The following is a 17,598-nucleotide window of genomic DNA, read 5'->3' on the forward strand; positions in this document are numbered from 1 at the left end:
AATTTAAACACTTAATTAAAATAGCGCTCCCTTGGCTTCATAAGCGCCAATAGCAGAGAGGCACTCATCATTGACGTTAGTCCAGACATGATGACTGAATTAAATTCCACCACGTACAAAGCCACCTAAACGATGTTTCTCCATAAACTCACTTGCCTCCTGTCTGATGCTATCACAGGTTTCTGCGGCCAATAGTTTTGGCACTAGCTCAGACATCAAGGCTGGGTCTAGCTGACGGATTAAGTATTTCATACGAGGAACGCTACGCCCGCTCATACTTAAAGAACGATACCCCAGCGCAATCAATATCATGGCACTAAGTGGCTGCCCCGCCATTTCACCGCAAACACTTACAGGCAGCTGAATACGTTGACATTCTTCACTCACTTTCGCTAAAAAACGCACGACCGCGGGATGAAGATTATCATATAGTGCCGCCACATGTGTGTTGTTGCGGTCAACAGCAAGTAAATATTGTGTAAAGTCATTGGTACCAATCGAAATAAAATCAACCCGCTTTTTTATTTCTGGTAGTAAAAATAATAGGGAGGGAACTTCCAGCATTACCCCTATTTGCGGCATATTGATAGGTGTTCCTAGCAACAGGCTCACTTCTTCTTTTGCTCTTTTGATCAAGACAATAGCTTCATCAATTTCATTTATACTGGTTACCATCGGCAATAAAATACGCAAATTGCCTGAAAGCGCGTTAGCTCGCAGCATCGCCCTTAATTGGATCAAAAATATTTCTGGCTGGTCTAGCATGATCCGGATCCCTCGCCAACCTAAGCTCGGGTTCTCTTCACTAATTGGCATATAAGGTAACTGTTTATCTGCACCAATATCCAAAGTTCTTAGTACCACAGGCTTTGAGGGAAACAGTTGTAGTACTTCCTTATACAGCTGTTTTTGTTCATCTTCTGAAGGAAACCCATTATGTAGCATAAAAGGAAGTTCAGTACGATATAAGCCAATACCATCAACACCAGTATTAATTTGTTGCTCATAACGGGGGCTTAAACCTGCATTGAGATAAATACAGACCTGTTCACCATCTTTCAGTGTTGCATCTTGCTCAAGGGTGCCTTCCGCCAATCGGCTAATAACATTTTCTTCCTCAATGATTTGCTGATATTCCTGAATAATCAGGTTTTCCGGCTCAATGAAGACTTCACCACGATAACCATCTAAAATTAAATGGCGATTGTGCAATAACGAAGGCTCAATATCTGCCCCCATAATCGCAGGTATCCCCATTGCGCGGATCAAAATAGCAGAGTGTGAGTGTGTTGCCCCATCACGCACTATTACCCCCATTAGTTGCTCAATCGGTAATTCAGCAAGTACGCTAGCACTGAGTTCATCCGCAACTAAAATAAAACGTTCTGGCCACTGTTCGTTCAGTGTTAATGAGTCATCAAGGTGGAATAATAAACGCTGGCCTAACGCTTTCAGGTCTGCGCCTCGCTCTCTTAAGTACAGATCACGTAAGCGAGAAAATTGCTCGACATAATTTTCAATGACTGTTTTTACGGCCCATTCTGCGGTTGCTTTATCTTCAATAGCTGCAAAGAGATGTTTTTTAAGTTGAGGATCACTTAACAAGTGATTATAAAGATCAAATATTGCAGCGCTTTCTTTTGCAGAGCTAGCCATAAAACGTTTACTAATACGACGGCATTCCGCAGTTGCACTTTCTAAGGCAGTAATAAGGCGCTGTTTTTCCCCTTCAATATCAATAGCACTAGCTTGACTGATACTTTCAAAAGATGGCTGAGAGTTATCTTGCCAACCATAAGCCATTGAAATCCCCTGTGAGACGGGTATGGCTTTAATTCTATTTTGTCGATATTGCCCAAAAACACCTTTTGTTTGAGCTTGCGATAGGATCACCGCGAGTTGCATCGACAACGTCACCATGAAAGATTCTTCAGTTTCGTTAAATAGCCTTTTCTCTCTCTGTTGCACGACGAGAACGCCTAATAGTTGACGCCGATAGACCACAGGTACACCTAAAAAAGCTTTGAGCTGTTCTTCTTTGAGTTGAGGAAGGAATTTATATTGGGGGTGCTCACGGATATCAGCCAAATTGAGCATTTCAGATTGACGCCCGACAGCGCCAACCACGCCTTCACCAAAACCAAGGCGTATAGCAATCCCGCTAGGTTTTTTTAACCCGCGGGTTGCCATTAAGTAATAACATTGGCGAGGGTGATCAGCTAAGTAAATTGAACAAACATCCGTCCGCATCGCTTTGCAAGTTTCATTCACCAATATTTCTAGTGCATCTGCCAAACTAGTTGCCATAGCAACTTTTTCGACAATGTCACGTAAACGCATCAACATCGGCTACTTTGCCCCACGCCTACGATTATTAAAAACAGGCCGTTGCGGTAATTTTTGTTCCTGTAGAGGCATAACAACTGGCGCAAACTCTTTCATCACACGGCGATAAACTTCCCGCTTGAAAGAAACTACCTGCCTGACAGGATACCAATAACTGACCCATCGCCAGCCATCAAATTCTGGCGATTTACTGCGCTGCACGTTTATATCTGCATCATTGCATTGAAGTTGAAGTAAAAACCAACGCTGTTTCTGCCCGATACAAACAGGTTTTGTATCCCAACGCACCAAACGCTTGGGTAATTTGTAACGTAACCAATTACGGGTAGATGCCAATAACCTGACATCTTTACGCTGTAGCCCGACTTCTTCGTATAACTCACGATACATCGCCTGTTCTGGCGATTCCCCTGGATTGATGCCTCCTTGAGGAAACTGCCAGGAATGCTGACCATAGCGGCGGGCCCATAGAACCTGCCCTTGCCGATTACAAATTACAATTCCTACATTCGGGCGGTAGCCATCATCATCAATCACAGACTACCTCAATAACCAAATTTGAAAGATGCCTAATTGTTTCACACATACCCAAACTGGTAAACCTATATCAATACAGTTTGCAGATATGTCTGAAGTCTCTACAATAGTGAACGTCTCAACGGGGTGCCAAATATGTTTAGGCTGAGAAATAACCCGTAGAACCTGATCCGGTTAATACCGGCGTAGGGATTTGAGCTACCGATATGCATCGGTTTCCCCTCAAATCCTGTGTCACTATCTTTTTAGCGCAGGAAAAAGCATGTTAAAAAACAAAATTATAGCATCAGTTTTTACGCTTAGTGCACTTAGTTTTAGCCAACTCGCTTGGGCCGAAAAACCCACACTCACTGTCTATACCTATGATTCCTTTGCTGCGCAGTGGGGGCCGGGCCCACAGATTAAGAAGAATTTTGAAGCACAGTGTGACTGTGATTTAAAAATAGTCGCATTAGGTGATGGTGTTGCTTTACTCAATCGCCTAAGAATGGAAGGCAAAAAAAGTAAAGCTGATGTCATTTTAGGCTTAGATAACAACTTGTTAGATTCTGCGGAAAAAACAGGTTTATTCGCATCCGCTGACATCAATACCAACGCCTTAAAACTGCCTATTGAATGGGATAGCTCAACCTTTATTCCTTATGATTATGGCTATTTCGCATTCATATACGACACAAATAAAATAAAACAACCACCAACCAGTATGGATGATCTGCTAACTAGCGATAATAATTGGAAAATTATTTACCAAGACCCACGAACCAGTACGCCAGGGCTTGGGTTAATGCTATGGATAGAAAAATTATATGGTGATAAATCTGCCGATGCATGGCAAAAAATGGCGGCTAAAACGTTAACGGTCACTAAAGGCTGGAGTGAAGCTTACGGTTTGTTTTTAAAAGGGGAAGGTGACTTTGTCCTAAGTTATACTTCATCTCCCGGTTATCAAATGCTAAATGATAAAAAAGACAATTATGCAGCGGCATTATTTAGCGAAGGCCACTATATGCAAGTTGAGGTGGCAGCAAGGCTTAAAAACAGCCCTCAACCTGAACTAGCTAAGCAATTCTTACAGTTTATTTTAACACCTGAATTCCAAGATACATTACCAACCACAAACTGGATGTATCCGGTTATTGATACCCCATTACCTGAAGTGTATAACCAATTACCACTCCCTAATAAGGCGCTGCAATTTAGTTCACAAGAAGTTGCCAAACAACGTCAGACATGGACTCGTTTATGGCAAGCCGCCGTCAGTCGTTAATGAATCGGTCCTTACTGCCGGGGGCACTCGCCTCCGGCTTATTAATCACTGTTGCACTTCTTAGTCTTGGTGCACTTTGGTTTTTCGCGCCTGAAGTATCGATTAATGAAATTATTAGCGATAGCTATTTATGGCATGTGATTGGCTTCACCTTCTGGCAGGCTTTTTTATCTGCCGTTCTTTCGGTGATCCCCGCTATTTTTTTGGCTAGAGCCCTTTATCGCCGCCGCTTTGTAGGAAGAACTTTATTCCTACGTTTGTGTGCGATGACTTTAGTATTACCAGTTTTAGTTGCAGTATTTGGTATTTTATCGGTCTATGGGCAAACTGGTTGGTTAGGAAAATTAGCCCAATTATTCGGTATCAACTACCAATTCTCCCCTTATGGCTTAAAAGGCATCCTGTTGGCTCACATATTCTTTAATATGCCCCTAGCTACTCGTATGCTATTACAATCATTAGAAAATATAGCTATTGAGCAGCGGCAAATTGCTGCACAACTTAGGTTTAATGAATGGCAGCAATTTACGATTTTAGAATGGCCTTATTTGCGTCGGCAAATTCTGCCTACTGCAGCCTTAATTTTTATGTTGTGCTTTGCAAGTTTTGCTACAGTTCTTGCCCTCGGCGGTGGCCCCGCTGCCACAACCATTGAACTCGCGATTTACCAAGCACTCAACTACGATTTTGACTTAGGAAGAGCCGCTATTTTAGCGCTTATCCAGCTTTTTTTCTGTGTCGGCCTGATGTTTATTTGCCAAAAAATTAATGGTTTATTTTCAGTTGGTTTTAGTCAACAAGCTCAATGGGTTGACCCAACAGATAATTGGTTTCGCCGTATTCGTGATGCATTGTTTATCATTGCGGCCATGTTATTGCTACTCCCCCCGCTTTTAGCCGTTATTTTAGATGGCTTAAATGGGCAACTTTGGTCTGTTTTACAACAATCAGCGCTTTGGCAAGCCACCAGCACTTCCTTATTCATCGCACTATGTGCCGGCTTTGTTTGTGTTATATTGACCTTAATGCTGCTATGGAGCAGCCGTGAATTGCGTTTACGTCAAGCCTTACGCCTTGGTCAAGCTATCGAACTGAGTGGGCTAATTATTCTGGCTATGCCAGGGATCGTATTAGCAACAGGCTTCTTCATTTTTTTCAATGAAACGATTGGGTTACCAGAAACACCCTACCCTTTAGTTATTATGACAAATGCCTTACTCGCTATTCCTTACGCATTAAAGGTTCTCGAAAACCCTATGCGGGATATGGCAGAACGTTATAATCCTTTATGCCAGTCATTGGGTATTTCAGGCATCAACCGCTTTAAAATCATTGAATTAAAAGCATTACGCAAACCTATTGCACAAGCTCTCGCATTCGCTTGTGTTATTTCCATCGGTGATTTCGGTGTTGTCGCCTTATTTGGTAATGAAAACTTCCTTACCCTGCCTTATTACCTGTATCAACAAATTGGTGCTTATCGAACAAATGATGGTGCAGTCACTGCGATGTTACTATTATTGCTCTGTTTTTGCTTATTTAGCTTGCTAGAACGCATTTCAGGAAAACATTATGATTAAACTGACCCAACTGAACTACCAATACGATAACCTAACTATGTTATTTGATTTTTCAGTAAAATCAGGGGAATGCGTCGCTATTATGGGGCCCAGTGGCGCAGGAAAAAGTACGTTATTAAGTTTAATCAGTGGGTTTCAATTTGCTAAAACTGGGGCAATTGAATTAAATGGCGAAAACCATACCTTTACCCCCCCTGCAAAACGCCCTGTTTCCATGTTATTTCAAGAAAATAATTTATTTGCACATTTAACCGTTAGGCAAAATATTGGTTTGGGGCTACACCCTAGCTTGCGGCTTACTCAAGCACAAATGCAACAAGTAGAGCTGATGGCTGATCATGTTAGCCTGCGCGATTGTTTAGATAGATTACCAGCACAGCTTTCCGGAGGGCAGCGTCAGCGTGCTGCCCTTGCCCGTTGCCTTATCCGCAATCAACCAATCTTACTGCTTGATGAGCCCTTTTCTGCTTTAGACCCTGCCCTACGCAGTGAAATGCTCTTGTTGCTTAAATCAGTTTGTGAAGAAAAATCAATCACCTTATTAATGGTTTCACATAATATTGATGATGCGCTACAAATAGCACCACGCTCATTGGTCATTGCTGATGGTGTGATTGCCTACGATGGTACGACTCAACAGTTATTGCAGGGTAAAAGTCCTGCCTCAACCTTACTTAACATCTCGACACGAACTCACAATTAATACTGTATAAATTCACACTATTCGCGTATATTTATAGGATATTTTGTCACGCGAGTAGCTAAATGTCTCAACTTATGACCTCCGCAGAAAAAGGCTTTATTCTTAGCCGCCACTGGCGAGACACCCGTCAAGGTGTCGAGGTCACTTATTGGTTGCTTACCGACACACGCCCTCAAAAAATTACTATTCCTTATCAAAAAGCGATTGGTTTTTTACCCGAATCTAAACTTTCTATTGTAAAGCCTTTGCTAGATAGCCAACCTAATGTCACCTATCGGCGGGTTGAATTGGCCGATTTTCAACGGGAAAAAGTGTATGCCATTTATTGTCATCAATACCGCCAATTACAAAATCTCAGCAAAAATTGCAGTGAATTAGGCGTCGAATTATTAGAAACAGACATTCGCCCTTGTGAACGCTACTTAATGGAGCGCTTTATTACTGCGCCAGTCTGGTTTTCTCAGACTCAACAAGGTGAGTATCAACTTAAACCCTGTGAAGGTTATCGTCCCGCTATCAAAGCAGTATCTCTTGATATAGAAACGAGCCAACATGGTGAGCTATATTCAATCGGCTTATCAGGGTGCAATGACAACGTCGTGTTTATGTTAGGCCCAGTTCAAGGGCCAGCGCGAGGGGGGGATTACCGCCTAGTCTATGTGAATAGCCGGCCTCAATTAATTGAGAAACTTAATGAATGGCTGAAACAATACGACCCTGATGCCATCATCGGTTGGAACTTAATCCAATTCGACCTACAAGTTTTACAAAAACATGCTGAGCGTTATGGCATTCCACTATTACTTGGCCGGCAAGGTAAAAAACTCGAATGGCGGGAACATGGTTTTAAACAAGGGGTATTTTTCGCTTCCGCTGAAGGCCGGTTAATTATTGATGGCATTGATGCCTTAAAAGCAGCCACTTGGAGCTTTTCGTCATTTAGCTTAGAATTTGTTGCCCAAGAATTGCTTGGTGAAGGTAAAGCGATTGATACTCCATACGACAGAATGGATGAAATTAACCGCCGCTTCGCCCATGATAAACCCGCTTTGGCTCACTACAATATTCAAGACTGCATTTTAGTGCATCGCATCTTTGCAAAAACAGATTTAATGGCATTCTTGCAAGAACGCTCAACTGTAACAGGCCTTGCCGTGGATAAAATGGGCGGTTCAGTGGCTGCATTCTCTCACCTGTATATTCCACGTTTACACCGCCTTGGTTTTGTTGCTCCAAATTTGATGGAACAAAAATCCCAGCTAAACCCCGGGGGCTTTGTCATGGATTCCCAACCTGGGTTATATGACTCCGTATTAGTTTTGGATTTTAAAAGCCTATACCCTTCAATTATTAGGACTTTTTTAATTGACCCCGCAGGGATGATCGAAGGGTTAGCACACCCAGACCCACAACATTCGGTTCCGGGTTTCCGCCAAGCATGGTTTTCCCGTAAAACACATTGTTTGCCTGATATTGTTAGCCATATTTGGCAAGAACGCGATAAAGCCAAACAAGAACATAACGCTCCGTTATCTCAAGCGCTTAAAATTATTATGAATGCCTTTGCTGGGGTATTGGGCGCAGAAGGTTGCCGTTTCTTCGACCCAAGGCTAACAGCGTCGATTACCATGCGTGGGCATGAAATTATGCGTACCACAAAACGCCTGATTGAGTCCCAAGGTTATCAAGTTATTTATGGTGATACCGACTCCACATTTGTCTGGCTACGTGAGGCTCACAATGAAGAACAAGCGCAAAAAATAGGGTTTGCCTTACGTGATTACGTGAATAACTGGTGGAAAAACCATTTAAGGGATGAGTTGCAATTAAATGGTGTTTTAGAACTGGAATATGAAACCCACTATCGCCGATTCTTAATGCCAACTGTACGTGGTGCGGAAATGGGCAGTAAAAAACGCTATGCGGGGTTGAGTAAAGACACTATGGTATTTAGGGGGCTGGAAACTATCCGCTCTGACTGGACGCCATTAGCCCAGATATTCCAAAAAGAGCTGTACACCCTCATTTTCCATCGTCAGCCATACCATGAGTATATTCGCGAATATATAAAAAACATTCGAACAGGGAAGTATGACGAGCGGTTAATTTACCGTAAACGCCTACGGCGCAAACTAACCGATTACCAAAAAAATGTGCCCCCCCATGTTCGAGCAGCCCGCGCTGCGGATGACTATAATTTAAAATTGCAACGCCCTTTACAGTACCAAAATGGTGGCTGGATCAGCTATATTATTACCCAAGCAGGGCCAGAACCCCTTGAAAAAATCACTGCAAAGCCAGATTACGAACACTATATTTTGAAACAAATTAAGCCAATAGCTGATGCCATTCTCCCCTTCTTACAAGATGACTTTGATGCCTTACTCACTGGGCAAATTACACTTTTGTTTTAAAATTTAATATCGCTTTGGTGTTTTTTTAACAGGTGACGATAAGCTCTGGTTGAATTAATATATCGCCCCTTTGATGTATCGCACATCTGACTGCACAAATAATGCGCGATAATCAACGATACTCGTTATAATTCAAATGGTATGCCTTGTGATAAACCCACAACAGCCTTTCCACTTAACGATATGGGTCTATTCACTCACATTGCTGCAATTTGAATTATTAAATGTGTATAATTAATCATCAGGTACTGACTTTTTTTAAAAATAACTCGAACTCTTCCTTGTGTGACTCATAACGGGTTATACCAATAATGAGCGAAGATACCGATAAAAATTGTCTTAAAAAATCTAAAAATAAACTCTCAATTTTATGGAATTAAATTAAATCTATGCCATTTACTCTTGGTCAACGCTGGATCAGCGATACAGAAAGCGAACTTGGATTAGGTGCCGTTGTGGCGATTGATGCCCGTATGGTCACGTTACTTTTCCCTGCAAGTGGAGAAAACCGCCTCTACTCACGCAGCGATGCCCCTATTACCCGAGTAATGTTTAATGAAGGTGATACCATAACTAGCCATGAAGGCTGGCAGCTTCAAGTTGAAAGCATTGAAGAAGACAAGGGATTATTAACTTACATCGGCACTCGCTTAGATACACAAGAAAAAGATGTAAGTCTTAGGGAAGTGTTTCTTGACAGTAAGCTCACGTTTAATAAACCGCAAGACCGCTTATTCGCTGGTCAAATTGACCGTATGGATCGCTTTGCCTTGCGTTATCGTGCGCGTAAATTCCAAAGTGAGCAAGTTAAACACCAAGCGACAGGGTTACGTGGCATTCGAGCCAGTTTGATCCCACACCAATTACATATCGCAAATGAAGTGGGTAAACGCCACCACCCTCGTGTGTTATTAGCCGATGAAGTTGGCTTAGGAAAAACCATCGAAGCAGGGATGATTATCCACCAGCAATTAATCGCTGGGCGTGCTGAGCGTGTATTAATTATTGTACCAGATAGCTTACAGCACCAATGGTTAGTCGAAATGCTACGCCGCTTTAACCTACGTTTTTCTTTATTTGATGATAGCCGTTATAGCGAAGCACAACACGATAGTGATAACCCATTTGAAACTGAACAACTGGTGCTTTGTTCACTCGATTTCGTGCGTCGCAGTAAGCAACGCTTTGACCAACTCGTTGAAGCTGGCTGGGATATGATGGTTGTTGATGAAGCACACCACTTACAGTGGAGTGAATCAGCCCCTAGTCGTGAATATCAGGTTATTGAAACATTAGCTGAAAATGTTCCTTCTATTCTGCTACTTACCGCCACACCTGAACAACTAGGCCAAGAAAGCCACTTTGCGCGTTTACGTTTGCTGGACCCTAGCCGTTTCCATGACTATCAAGAATTTATTGCAGAACAAGAAAATTATCGCCCTGTTGCCGATGCCGTTTCATTACTGCTCTCTGGTGAAAAACTGACAAACGACCAGCAAAACTTGCTCAATGAATTAATTAAAGAGCAAGACATCGAACCGCTATTAAAAGCAGCAAATGTTGAGAGTGAAGATGGTACGGCTGCGCGCCAAGAGCTAATTAACATGTTAATGGACCGTCATGGGACTAGCCGGCTGCTATTTCGCAATACGCGTAACGGAGTAAAAGGCTTTCCTCGCCGCGAATTGCATTCTTTAAAAATGCCATTGCCAACCCAATACCAAACAGCGATTAAAGTTGCAGGTATTATGGGAGCAAAAAAAGACACCGAAACACGCGCCAAAGAAATGCTTTATCCAGAGCAAATCTACCAAGAATTTGAAGGTGAAAATGCAACTTGGTGGAACTTCGATCCACGCGTTGAATGGTTGATGGGCTTTTTAACCGCTAACCGCCATGAAAAAGTATTAGTAATCTGCGCGAAAGCTGCAACCGCACTTCAATTAGAACAAGTCTTACGCGAACGCGAAGGTATCCGTGCAGCCGTATTCCATGAAGGGTTATCACTATTAGAGCGCGACCGTGCGGCAGCTTACTTTGCTTCCGAAGAAGAAGGCGCACAAGTGTTACTCTGCTCTGAAATTGGTTCTGAAGGCCGCAATTTCCAATTTGCAAACCAATTAGTGATGTTTGATTTACCCTTCAACCCGGACCTATTAGAACAGCGTATCGGCCGCTTAGATAGGATTGGCCAAAACCGTGATATCACCATCAACGTCCCGTATTTAGAAAATACGGCACAATCCGTTCTACTGCGCTGGTATCACGAGGGTTTAGATGCCTTTGAGCATACCTGCCCAACGGGTCGAGCAATTTACGATAAGTACTATCAGCCATTATTACAATTTATGGCCGACCCAACGGTAACCGACGGTTTCGATGAGTTTATCAAAACCTGTCGTGAAGAACATGACAGCTTAAAACTACAATTGGAACAAGGGCGCGACCGTTTACTGGAAATGCATTCTAACGGCGGGGAGTCTGGTAACCTATTGGCTCAAGAAATTGGTGAAGGTGATAATGACACTGAATTAGTCAATTTCTCACTAAACTTATTTGATATCGTTGGAATTAACCAAGAAGATAAGAGTGATAACTTAATTATTCTGACGCCTTCTGACCATATGTTAGTCCCTGATTTCCCTGGCCTTCCTCAAGATGGCTGTACCATTACTTTTGATAGGGAACAGGCACTTTCACGCGAAGATACGCAATTTATCAGTTGGGAGCACCCAATTATCCGTAACGGCTTGGATTTAGTGTTATCCAGCGATACAGGTAGCTGCGCGGTTTCTTTATTAAAAAATAAAGCTCTCCCCGTAGGTACTTTGCTGACAGAGTTAATTTACGTTGTGGAAGCTCAAGCGCCTAAGCACCTGCAAATTAGCCGTTTCTTACCCGCTACGCCTGTGCGTTTATTAATTGACCTAAAAGGCAATAACTTATCGTCTCAAGTTGAGTTTGAAAGTTTTAACCGTCAATTAAATGCGATTAACCGCCATATGGCGAGCAAATTGGTCAATGCGGTGCAAAATGAAGTGCATTCTGTACTGCGTTTATCTGAACCTATGGTGGAAACAGAAGCCAAAGCCTTGATAGAGAGCGCTAAAGAAGCCGCCGACAAAGCACTAACGTTGGAGTTTTCTCGTTTAGAAGCCCTTAAAGCGGTTAACCCTAATATTCGTGATGAAGAACTGGATATTATCGAGGAAGAGCGCCAACAACTGATCACTAATATTGACCAAGCAACATGGCGTTTAGATGCTATTCGCTTAGTTGTGGTGACGCATCAGTAAGATGTATACACGGCAGCCCATTCATATCGATTATTATTAACGGTTTGAATTATAGCTAACCTAATTTAAAATCATGACTGACTTCTCCCTCATCTGAGGGAGAATTTTTTAAGAGCTTTGGGAGCTACATATTTTATGATGGAACCCTATCATCCCGCCATTGAACCTTGGCTATTTGTGTTATACCAAGATGACCACATTATTGTGGTGAATAAGCCAAGCGGGCTACTCTCTGTGCCGGGAAAAGCGCCAGAGCACCATGACAGCATTATGAGTCGTATTCAGCGTGATTTTCCTACGGCAGAATCTGTCCACCGTCTGGATATGGCGACGAGTGGCGTAATGGTTGTTGCCCTGCATAAAGCCGCAGAACGGGAGCTTAAACGCCAATTTAGGGAACGGGAGCCGAAAAAAGTCTATATTGCTCGAGTATGGGGCCATTTAGAAAAAGAAGAAGGCTTAATTGATTTACCACTAATTTGTGATTGGCCAAACCGCCCTAAGCAAAAGGTGTGTTTTGAAACGGGGAAATCAGCTCAAACGCAATACCAAGTTTTGCAATATGAAGAGCAAGCAACTCGCGTTAAGCTTTCACCAATTACAGGCCGCTCCCATCAATTACGGGTACATATGTTGGCTTTAGGGCACCCTATCCTTGGTGATCGCTTCTATGCTCACGATGAGGCAAAATCCCTAGCACCACGCTTACAGTTACATGCTCAGGAGTTATATATCACTCATCCTGAATATGGCACACCAATGCATTTTACCTGCCAACCCGATTTTTAACGCTAAATTTATTTGATCGTTTGATTAATCCCCCCTCTGCCATACCCTAAATAGTTCATGTTACAGCTAGGTGGCAAGAGAGAAATCCCTAGAGCGTAGATAACTACGTGACTAGGGGTTCATGGATGAAGACAACAAAACGAGGTTTTTTGGTTTTTCTTCGTTAACCTGATTTCCCTTACATAGTTCGTGTTGCAGCTAGTCGGCAAGAGAGCAAATCCCTAGAGCGTAGATACTACGTAACTAGGGGGTCGTGGATGAAGACAACAAAGCGAGGTTTTTTGGTTTTTCTTCGTTAACCTAATTTCCCTTAAATAGTTCGTGTTACAGCTAGGTGGCAAGAGAGCAAATCCCTAGAGCGTAGATAACTACGTGACGAGGAGTTCGTGGATGAAGACAACAAAGCGAGGTTTTTTGGTTTTTCTTCGTTAACCTGATTTCCCTTAAATAGTTCGTGTTGCAGCTAGGCGGCAAGAGAGCAAATCCCTAGAGCGTAGATAACTACGTAACTAGGGGTTCGTGGATGAAGACAACAAAGCGAGGTTTTTTGGCTTTTCTTCGTTAACCTGATTTCCCTTACATAGTTCGTGTTACAGCTAGGCGGCAAGAGAGCAAATCCCTAGAGCGTAGATAACTACGTGACGAGGAGTTCGTGGATGAAGACAACAAAGCGAGGTTTTTTGGTTTTTCTTCGTTAACCTGATTTCCCTTACATAGTTCGTGTTGCAGCTAGTCGGCAAGAGAGCAAATCCCTAGAGCGTAGATACTACGTAACTAGGGGGTCGTGGATAAAGACAACAAAGCGAGGTTTTTTGGTTTTTCTTCGTTAACCTAATTTCCCTTAAATAGTTCGTGTTACAGCTAGGTGGCAAGAGAGAAATCCCTAGAGCGTAGATAACTACGTGACTAGGGGTTCATGGATGAAGACAACAAAGCGAGGTTTTTTGGCTTTTCTTCGTTAACCTGACTTTCTCTAAATAGTTCGTGTTGCAGCTAGACGGCAAGAGAGAAATCCCTAGAGCGTGGATAACTACGTGACGAGGAGTTCGTGGATGAAGACAACAAAACGAGGTTTTTTGGTTTTTCTTCGTTAACCTGATTTCCCTTACATAGTTCGTGTTGCAGCTAGGCGGCAAGAGAGCAAATCCCTAGGAGCATACAAAAGTATGTGACTAGGGTGCGCGAGCGCAGCCAACAACGCTGCGGCGCGAAATATGACAGGGAAATTTATTTGAAGCCCAGCTCCTTCTTGACTAGATCATAAGCCGCTTGAATTGATTGGGCTTTTTGTTTAGCAATTTCCATCATTTCAGGGGGTAAACCTTTCGCCACCAGCTTATCTGGGTGATGTTCACTCATTAATTTACGGTAAGCACGTTTAATTTTTGTAGGGTCATCGCTAGGAGACACACCAAGCACTTTACAGGCATCTTCTAAGGTTGGGCCATTTGATTGTTGATAATAGCCCCCAGATTGCTGCTGAGAGTACCCTTGGCCAAATTGGCGACCACTTTGAATCATATCTAAGAACTGCTCAAATTGGGCTTTTGAAATCCCTAACTCTTCCGCGATAATAAACAACACTTTTCTTTCATTCGGATGCAACTGTCCATCCGCAAAAGCGGCTTGTAATTGAATTTCCAGAAACATCTGAATTAAGTCAAAACGACCATAGCAGGCCATACGTAATTGCTTTAATACATCACGTAATGGGAAGTCAGGAGATTTACCTTCTCTAAATGCCTGTTGGGCAGCTTTTCGGGTCTCTCCATGCAATTGCATTCTATCCATCAAATTTGATGCAAGCTGAATATCTGTCTCAGTTACACGGCCTTTCGACTTCGTTAAATGACCTAAAATTTGGAAGGTACTCGCAAAGAAAATGATTTGCCGATCACGTTTGTTCATCGCCCCAGCGAACTTACGTTGTATCGATGCTTTATCAAAACCGTGCCCAATAATTAGCCCTACTAGCGCCCCCCAAAAGCCCAATCCAGAGACGATTGCGAGTACAACGCCAATAATTTTACCCCAATAGTGCATATATCCCTCAATTCTTCAATGCTCAGAATGCAATTTTGCATTATCATACTATTCATTCTGCTCTATGCATAACTACCCGCGCGTAAAGTTTTTTACATTATACTGGCGCAAAGTGGTTGGCTAAGTTAGTCTTTGAGCGTTTGCTGGCTGTGCCAATTATGACGGAACCGCATATTTAATGATGAAAAAAAGCTATCCAACACTACTTGCCACCATGGTATGGGCGGCAATTTATAGTCAGCAAGCACATGCTGACCTTGCACAGCAGTGTATGCTGGGTGTCCCTGTATATACAAAACCTATTGTAAAGGGTGACCCCAACAACCTGCCTATTCACATAACTGCTGAAGATGTCCGTGGCGAATACCCTAATTTTGTTGAATATGACGGTAATGTCGATATTCAACAAGGGAACCAGACATTAACCGCTGATAACGTCAAACTCACCCAAACAGAAACGGCGGGTGAGCCTCCTGTACGTGAAGTGACCGCAACCGGTAATGTTCATTACGATGATCCGCAAATTATCTTAAAAGGCCCTTCAGCATGGTCGAATTTAGATAACAAAAATACCGATGTAAATGATGGTAACTACATGATGGTAGGCCGTCAGGGACGTGGTGACGCAACAAAAATGAAGATGCGTGATGAAAACCGTTATTCCATTATGGAAAATGGGACTTTCACCACCTGCTTACCCGGCAATAATAGCTGGAGCGTTGCTGGTTCAGAAGTAATTATCGACCGAGAAGAAGAAGTCGCTGAAATTTGGCATGCGCGCTTTAAAGTTGGTGATGTGCCAATTTTTTATAGCCCATATATGCAGTTGCCTATTGGTAACAAGCGTCGTTCCGGTTTCTTAATTCCAACAGGTAGCTATTCAACTAATGACGGTTTAGAGTTTTCTTTACCTTATTATTGGAATATTGCACCGAACTACGATGCAACTATCACCCCACAGTTTATGACACACCGTGGTGTTAAGTTAAATAATGAATTCCGTTATCTAATAACACCAGGAACAGGTACCGTTGCATTTGACTTTCTGAAGCATGACAGAGCCTACAGTAAAGATAAAGAACGTGGTAAACGTGAAAAGCGTGACAGCGATGACCGCTGGTTATTCTACTGGCGCCATTCAGGTACCTATGCAGGGCATTGGAATTTTAGCTCAGACTATACCAAAGTAAGCGACCCAAGCTACTTTACAGATTTTAGTTCCCAATACGGTAGTACCACTGATGGTTATGCCACCCAAAAATTCAGTGCCGGTTATTCAGATACTAACTGGAATGCTAAAGTTACCCATAAGCAGTTCCAGATCTTTGCTGATAACCCAAACAAACGCGCATATAAAGCGGAGCCGCAAGTTGACTTTAATTATTATAAAAATAATTTAGGCGCTTTCGATTTTCATACCTATGCGCAAGCGGCTCGTTTTACTAGTGTGGGTAAAAACAACCCTGATGCAACACGTTTACACTTCGAACCTGAGGTGAACCTGCCATTATCAAATGGCTGGGCAAATATGAACAATAGCATTAAATTGTATGCTACCCATTACGACCAAGACATACCCCGCTCTAATACTGATAAAAATTTAGAGAAAAATGTAAGCCGTGTTCTCCCAATGTTCAAAAGTGACGCAAAAGTCGTTTTTGAGCGCGACCTCTACCAAGGAAGCGATTTTATACAAACATTAGAGCCACGCGTACAGTACCTGTATATTCCGTATAAAGATCAGGACAATATCAATAACTTCGATTCCTCATTATTACAATCGGATTACAGCGGTTTGTTCCGTGACAGAATATACAGTGGTCTTGACCGTATAGCCTCAGCAAATCAGCTCACTACGGGTGTTACAACTCGCCTCTATGATGATAGTTTAGCTGAGCGCTTTAATTTCTCCGTTGGGCAAATTTATTATTTCGAACGCCCTCGTGCGGGTGACTCTAACCGCCCAATTGATGATAAAAGTAATACCGGTTCCTTATTATGGGCCACTGATACCATGTGGCGCATCAATGATAATTGGGGAATGCGCGGTGGTTTACAGTATGACCGTCGTCTAGGCAATGTCACTATGGGGAACGCTGTTGCAGAATATCGTTTAGATGCAGATAGATTAGTTCAGTTGAACTACCGTTTTGTTGACCGCGATTATATTCAAGCAACCTTCCGTCGTGATGATGTGGCAAATGGTGGCTACACCTATACCCTACCTGAATATCAACAAGGTATTTCACAGGTAGGTACGGTTGTTAGTTGGCCATTGAATGATCGCTGGGGTTTTGTCGGCTCATATTATTATGATACAAAACAAAAACAATCCGCGAGCCAACTGGTTGGGTTGCAATATAATACCTGTTGTTGGGCAGTCAACCTTGGCTATGAACGTAAGATTGTCGGTTGGCAAAAAGAAAAGTTCAGCAGCGAATATGATAATAAATGGTCAATCAATGTGGAACTTAGAGGCCTAAATAACAATCATAGTTTAGGTAGTCAGGAAATGTTGAGCCGAGGTATTATGCCTTATCAACGTGCTTTCTGATAACAAATAGCATCGTTTATTCTGAATAATTTGAGATGCATTTACTCTAAATACTTCGAGGTGCAGTCA

General features: G+C 42.6%; 10 protein-coding genes and 1 riboswitch. Of the genes, 7 read left to right on the forward strand and 3 right to left on the reverse strand.

Annotation, left to right across the window (positions count from 1 at the left end; translation table 11 throughout):
- Positions 1-99 precede the first annotated feature (99 nt).
- Positions 100-2,346 carry a phosphoenolpyruvate--protein phosphotransferase gene (gene ptsP, locus ACHB7C_RS17980; RefSeq protein ID WP_395348097.1) on the reverse strand — a complete coding sequence of 749 codons (2,247 nt, stop codon included), beginning with the start codon at positions 2,344-2,346 and terminating at the stop codon, positions 100-102.
- Positions 2,347-2,349: 3 nt separating this feature from the next.
- Entirely contained in the window at positions 2,350-2,883 is a 534-nt protein-coding gene (gene rppH / locus ACHB7C_RS17985) for an RNA pyrophosphohydrolase (RefSeq protein WP_042845994.1), read from the reverse strand.
- Positions 2,884-2,995: 112 nt separating this feature from the next.
- Positions 2,996-3,093: riboswitch (TPP riboswitch) on the forward strand.
- Positions 3,094-3,145: 52 nt separating this feature from the next.
- On the opposite strand from rppH, the gene thiB reads away from it, so the two are divergent.
- The 6 genes from thiB to rluA all read left to right on the forward strand — a co-directional run bounded on the left by thiB (position 3,146) and on the right by rluA (position 12,932).
- Entirely contained in the window at positions 3,146-4,150 is a 1,005-nt protein-coding gene (gene thiB, locus ACHB7C_RS17990) for a thiamine ABC transporter substrate binding subunit (RefSeq protein ID WP_272678335.1), read from the forward strand.
- Positions 4,126-5,730: a thiamine/thiamine pyrophosphate ABC transporter permease ThiP gene (gene thiP / locus ACHB7C_RS17995; protein ID WP_210855079.1), complete on the forward strand. Its 1,605-nt coding sequence runs from the start codon at positions 4,126-4,128 to the stop codon at positions 5,728-5,730. Before thiB ends, thiP begins: the two co-directional genes overlap by 25 nt.
- A complete protein-coding gene (gene thiQ, locus ACHB7C_RS18000) occupies positions 5,723-6,433 on the forward strand; it encodes a thiamine ABC transporter ATP-binding protein ThiQ (protein WP_042845998.1) in 711 nt (236 codons plus the stop codon). The genes thiP and thiQ overlap by 8 nt, the downstream gene beginning before the upstream one ends.
- 62 nt (positions 6,434-6,495) lie before the next feature.
- Positions 6,496-8,847: a DNA polymerase II gene (locus ACHB7C_RS18005; protein ID WP_210855077.1), complete on the forward strand. Its 2,352-nt coding sequence runs from the start codon at positions 6,496-6,498 to the stop codon at positions 8,845-8,847.
- A gap of 389 nt (positions 8,848-9,236) precedes the next feature.
- On the forward strand, positions 9,237-12,143 hold the full coding sequence (gene rapA, locus ACHB7C_RS18010; RefSeq protein WP_129466391.1) for an RNA polymerase-associated protein RapA: 2,907 nt from the start codon (positions 9,237-9,239) through the stop codon (positions 12,141-12,143).
- A gap of 135 nt (positions 12,144-12,278) precedes the next feature.
- Entirely contained in the window at positions 12,279-12,932 is a 654-nt protein-coding gene (rluA, locus tag ACHB7C_RS18015) for a bifunctional tRNA pseudouridine(32) synthase/23S rRNA pseudouridine(746) synthase RluA (protein WP_166685719.1), read from the forward strand.
- A 1,227-nt stretch (positions 12,933-14,159) separates the two neighbouring features.
- Here the strand turns inward: rluA and djlA are convergent.
- Positions 14,160-14,975 carry a co-chaperone DjlA gene (gene djlA, locus ACHB7C_RS18020; RefSeq protein ID WP_042846004.1) on the reverse strand — a complete coding sequence of 272 codons (816 nt, stop codon included), beginning with the start codon at positions 14,973-14,975 and terminating at the stop codon, positions 14,160-14,162.
- 181 nt (positions 14,976-15,156) lie between these two features.
- Between djlA and lptD the strand changes: the two genes are divergently transcribed.
- On the forward strand, positions 15,157-17,529 hold the full coding sequence (lptD, locus tag ACHB7C_RS18025; protein WP_048606335.1) for an LPS assembly protein LptD: 2,373 nt from the start codon (positions 15,157-15,159) through the stop codon (positions 17,527-17,529).
- Positions 17,530-17,598 lie beyond the last annotated feature (69 nt).

This window comes from Providencia sp. 2024EL-00732, from assembly GCF_044006275.1.
GTDB classification, from domain to species: Bacteria; Pseudomonadota; Gammaproteobacteria; order Enterobacterales; family Enterobacteriaceae; genus Providencia; species Providencia huashanensis.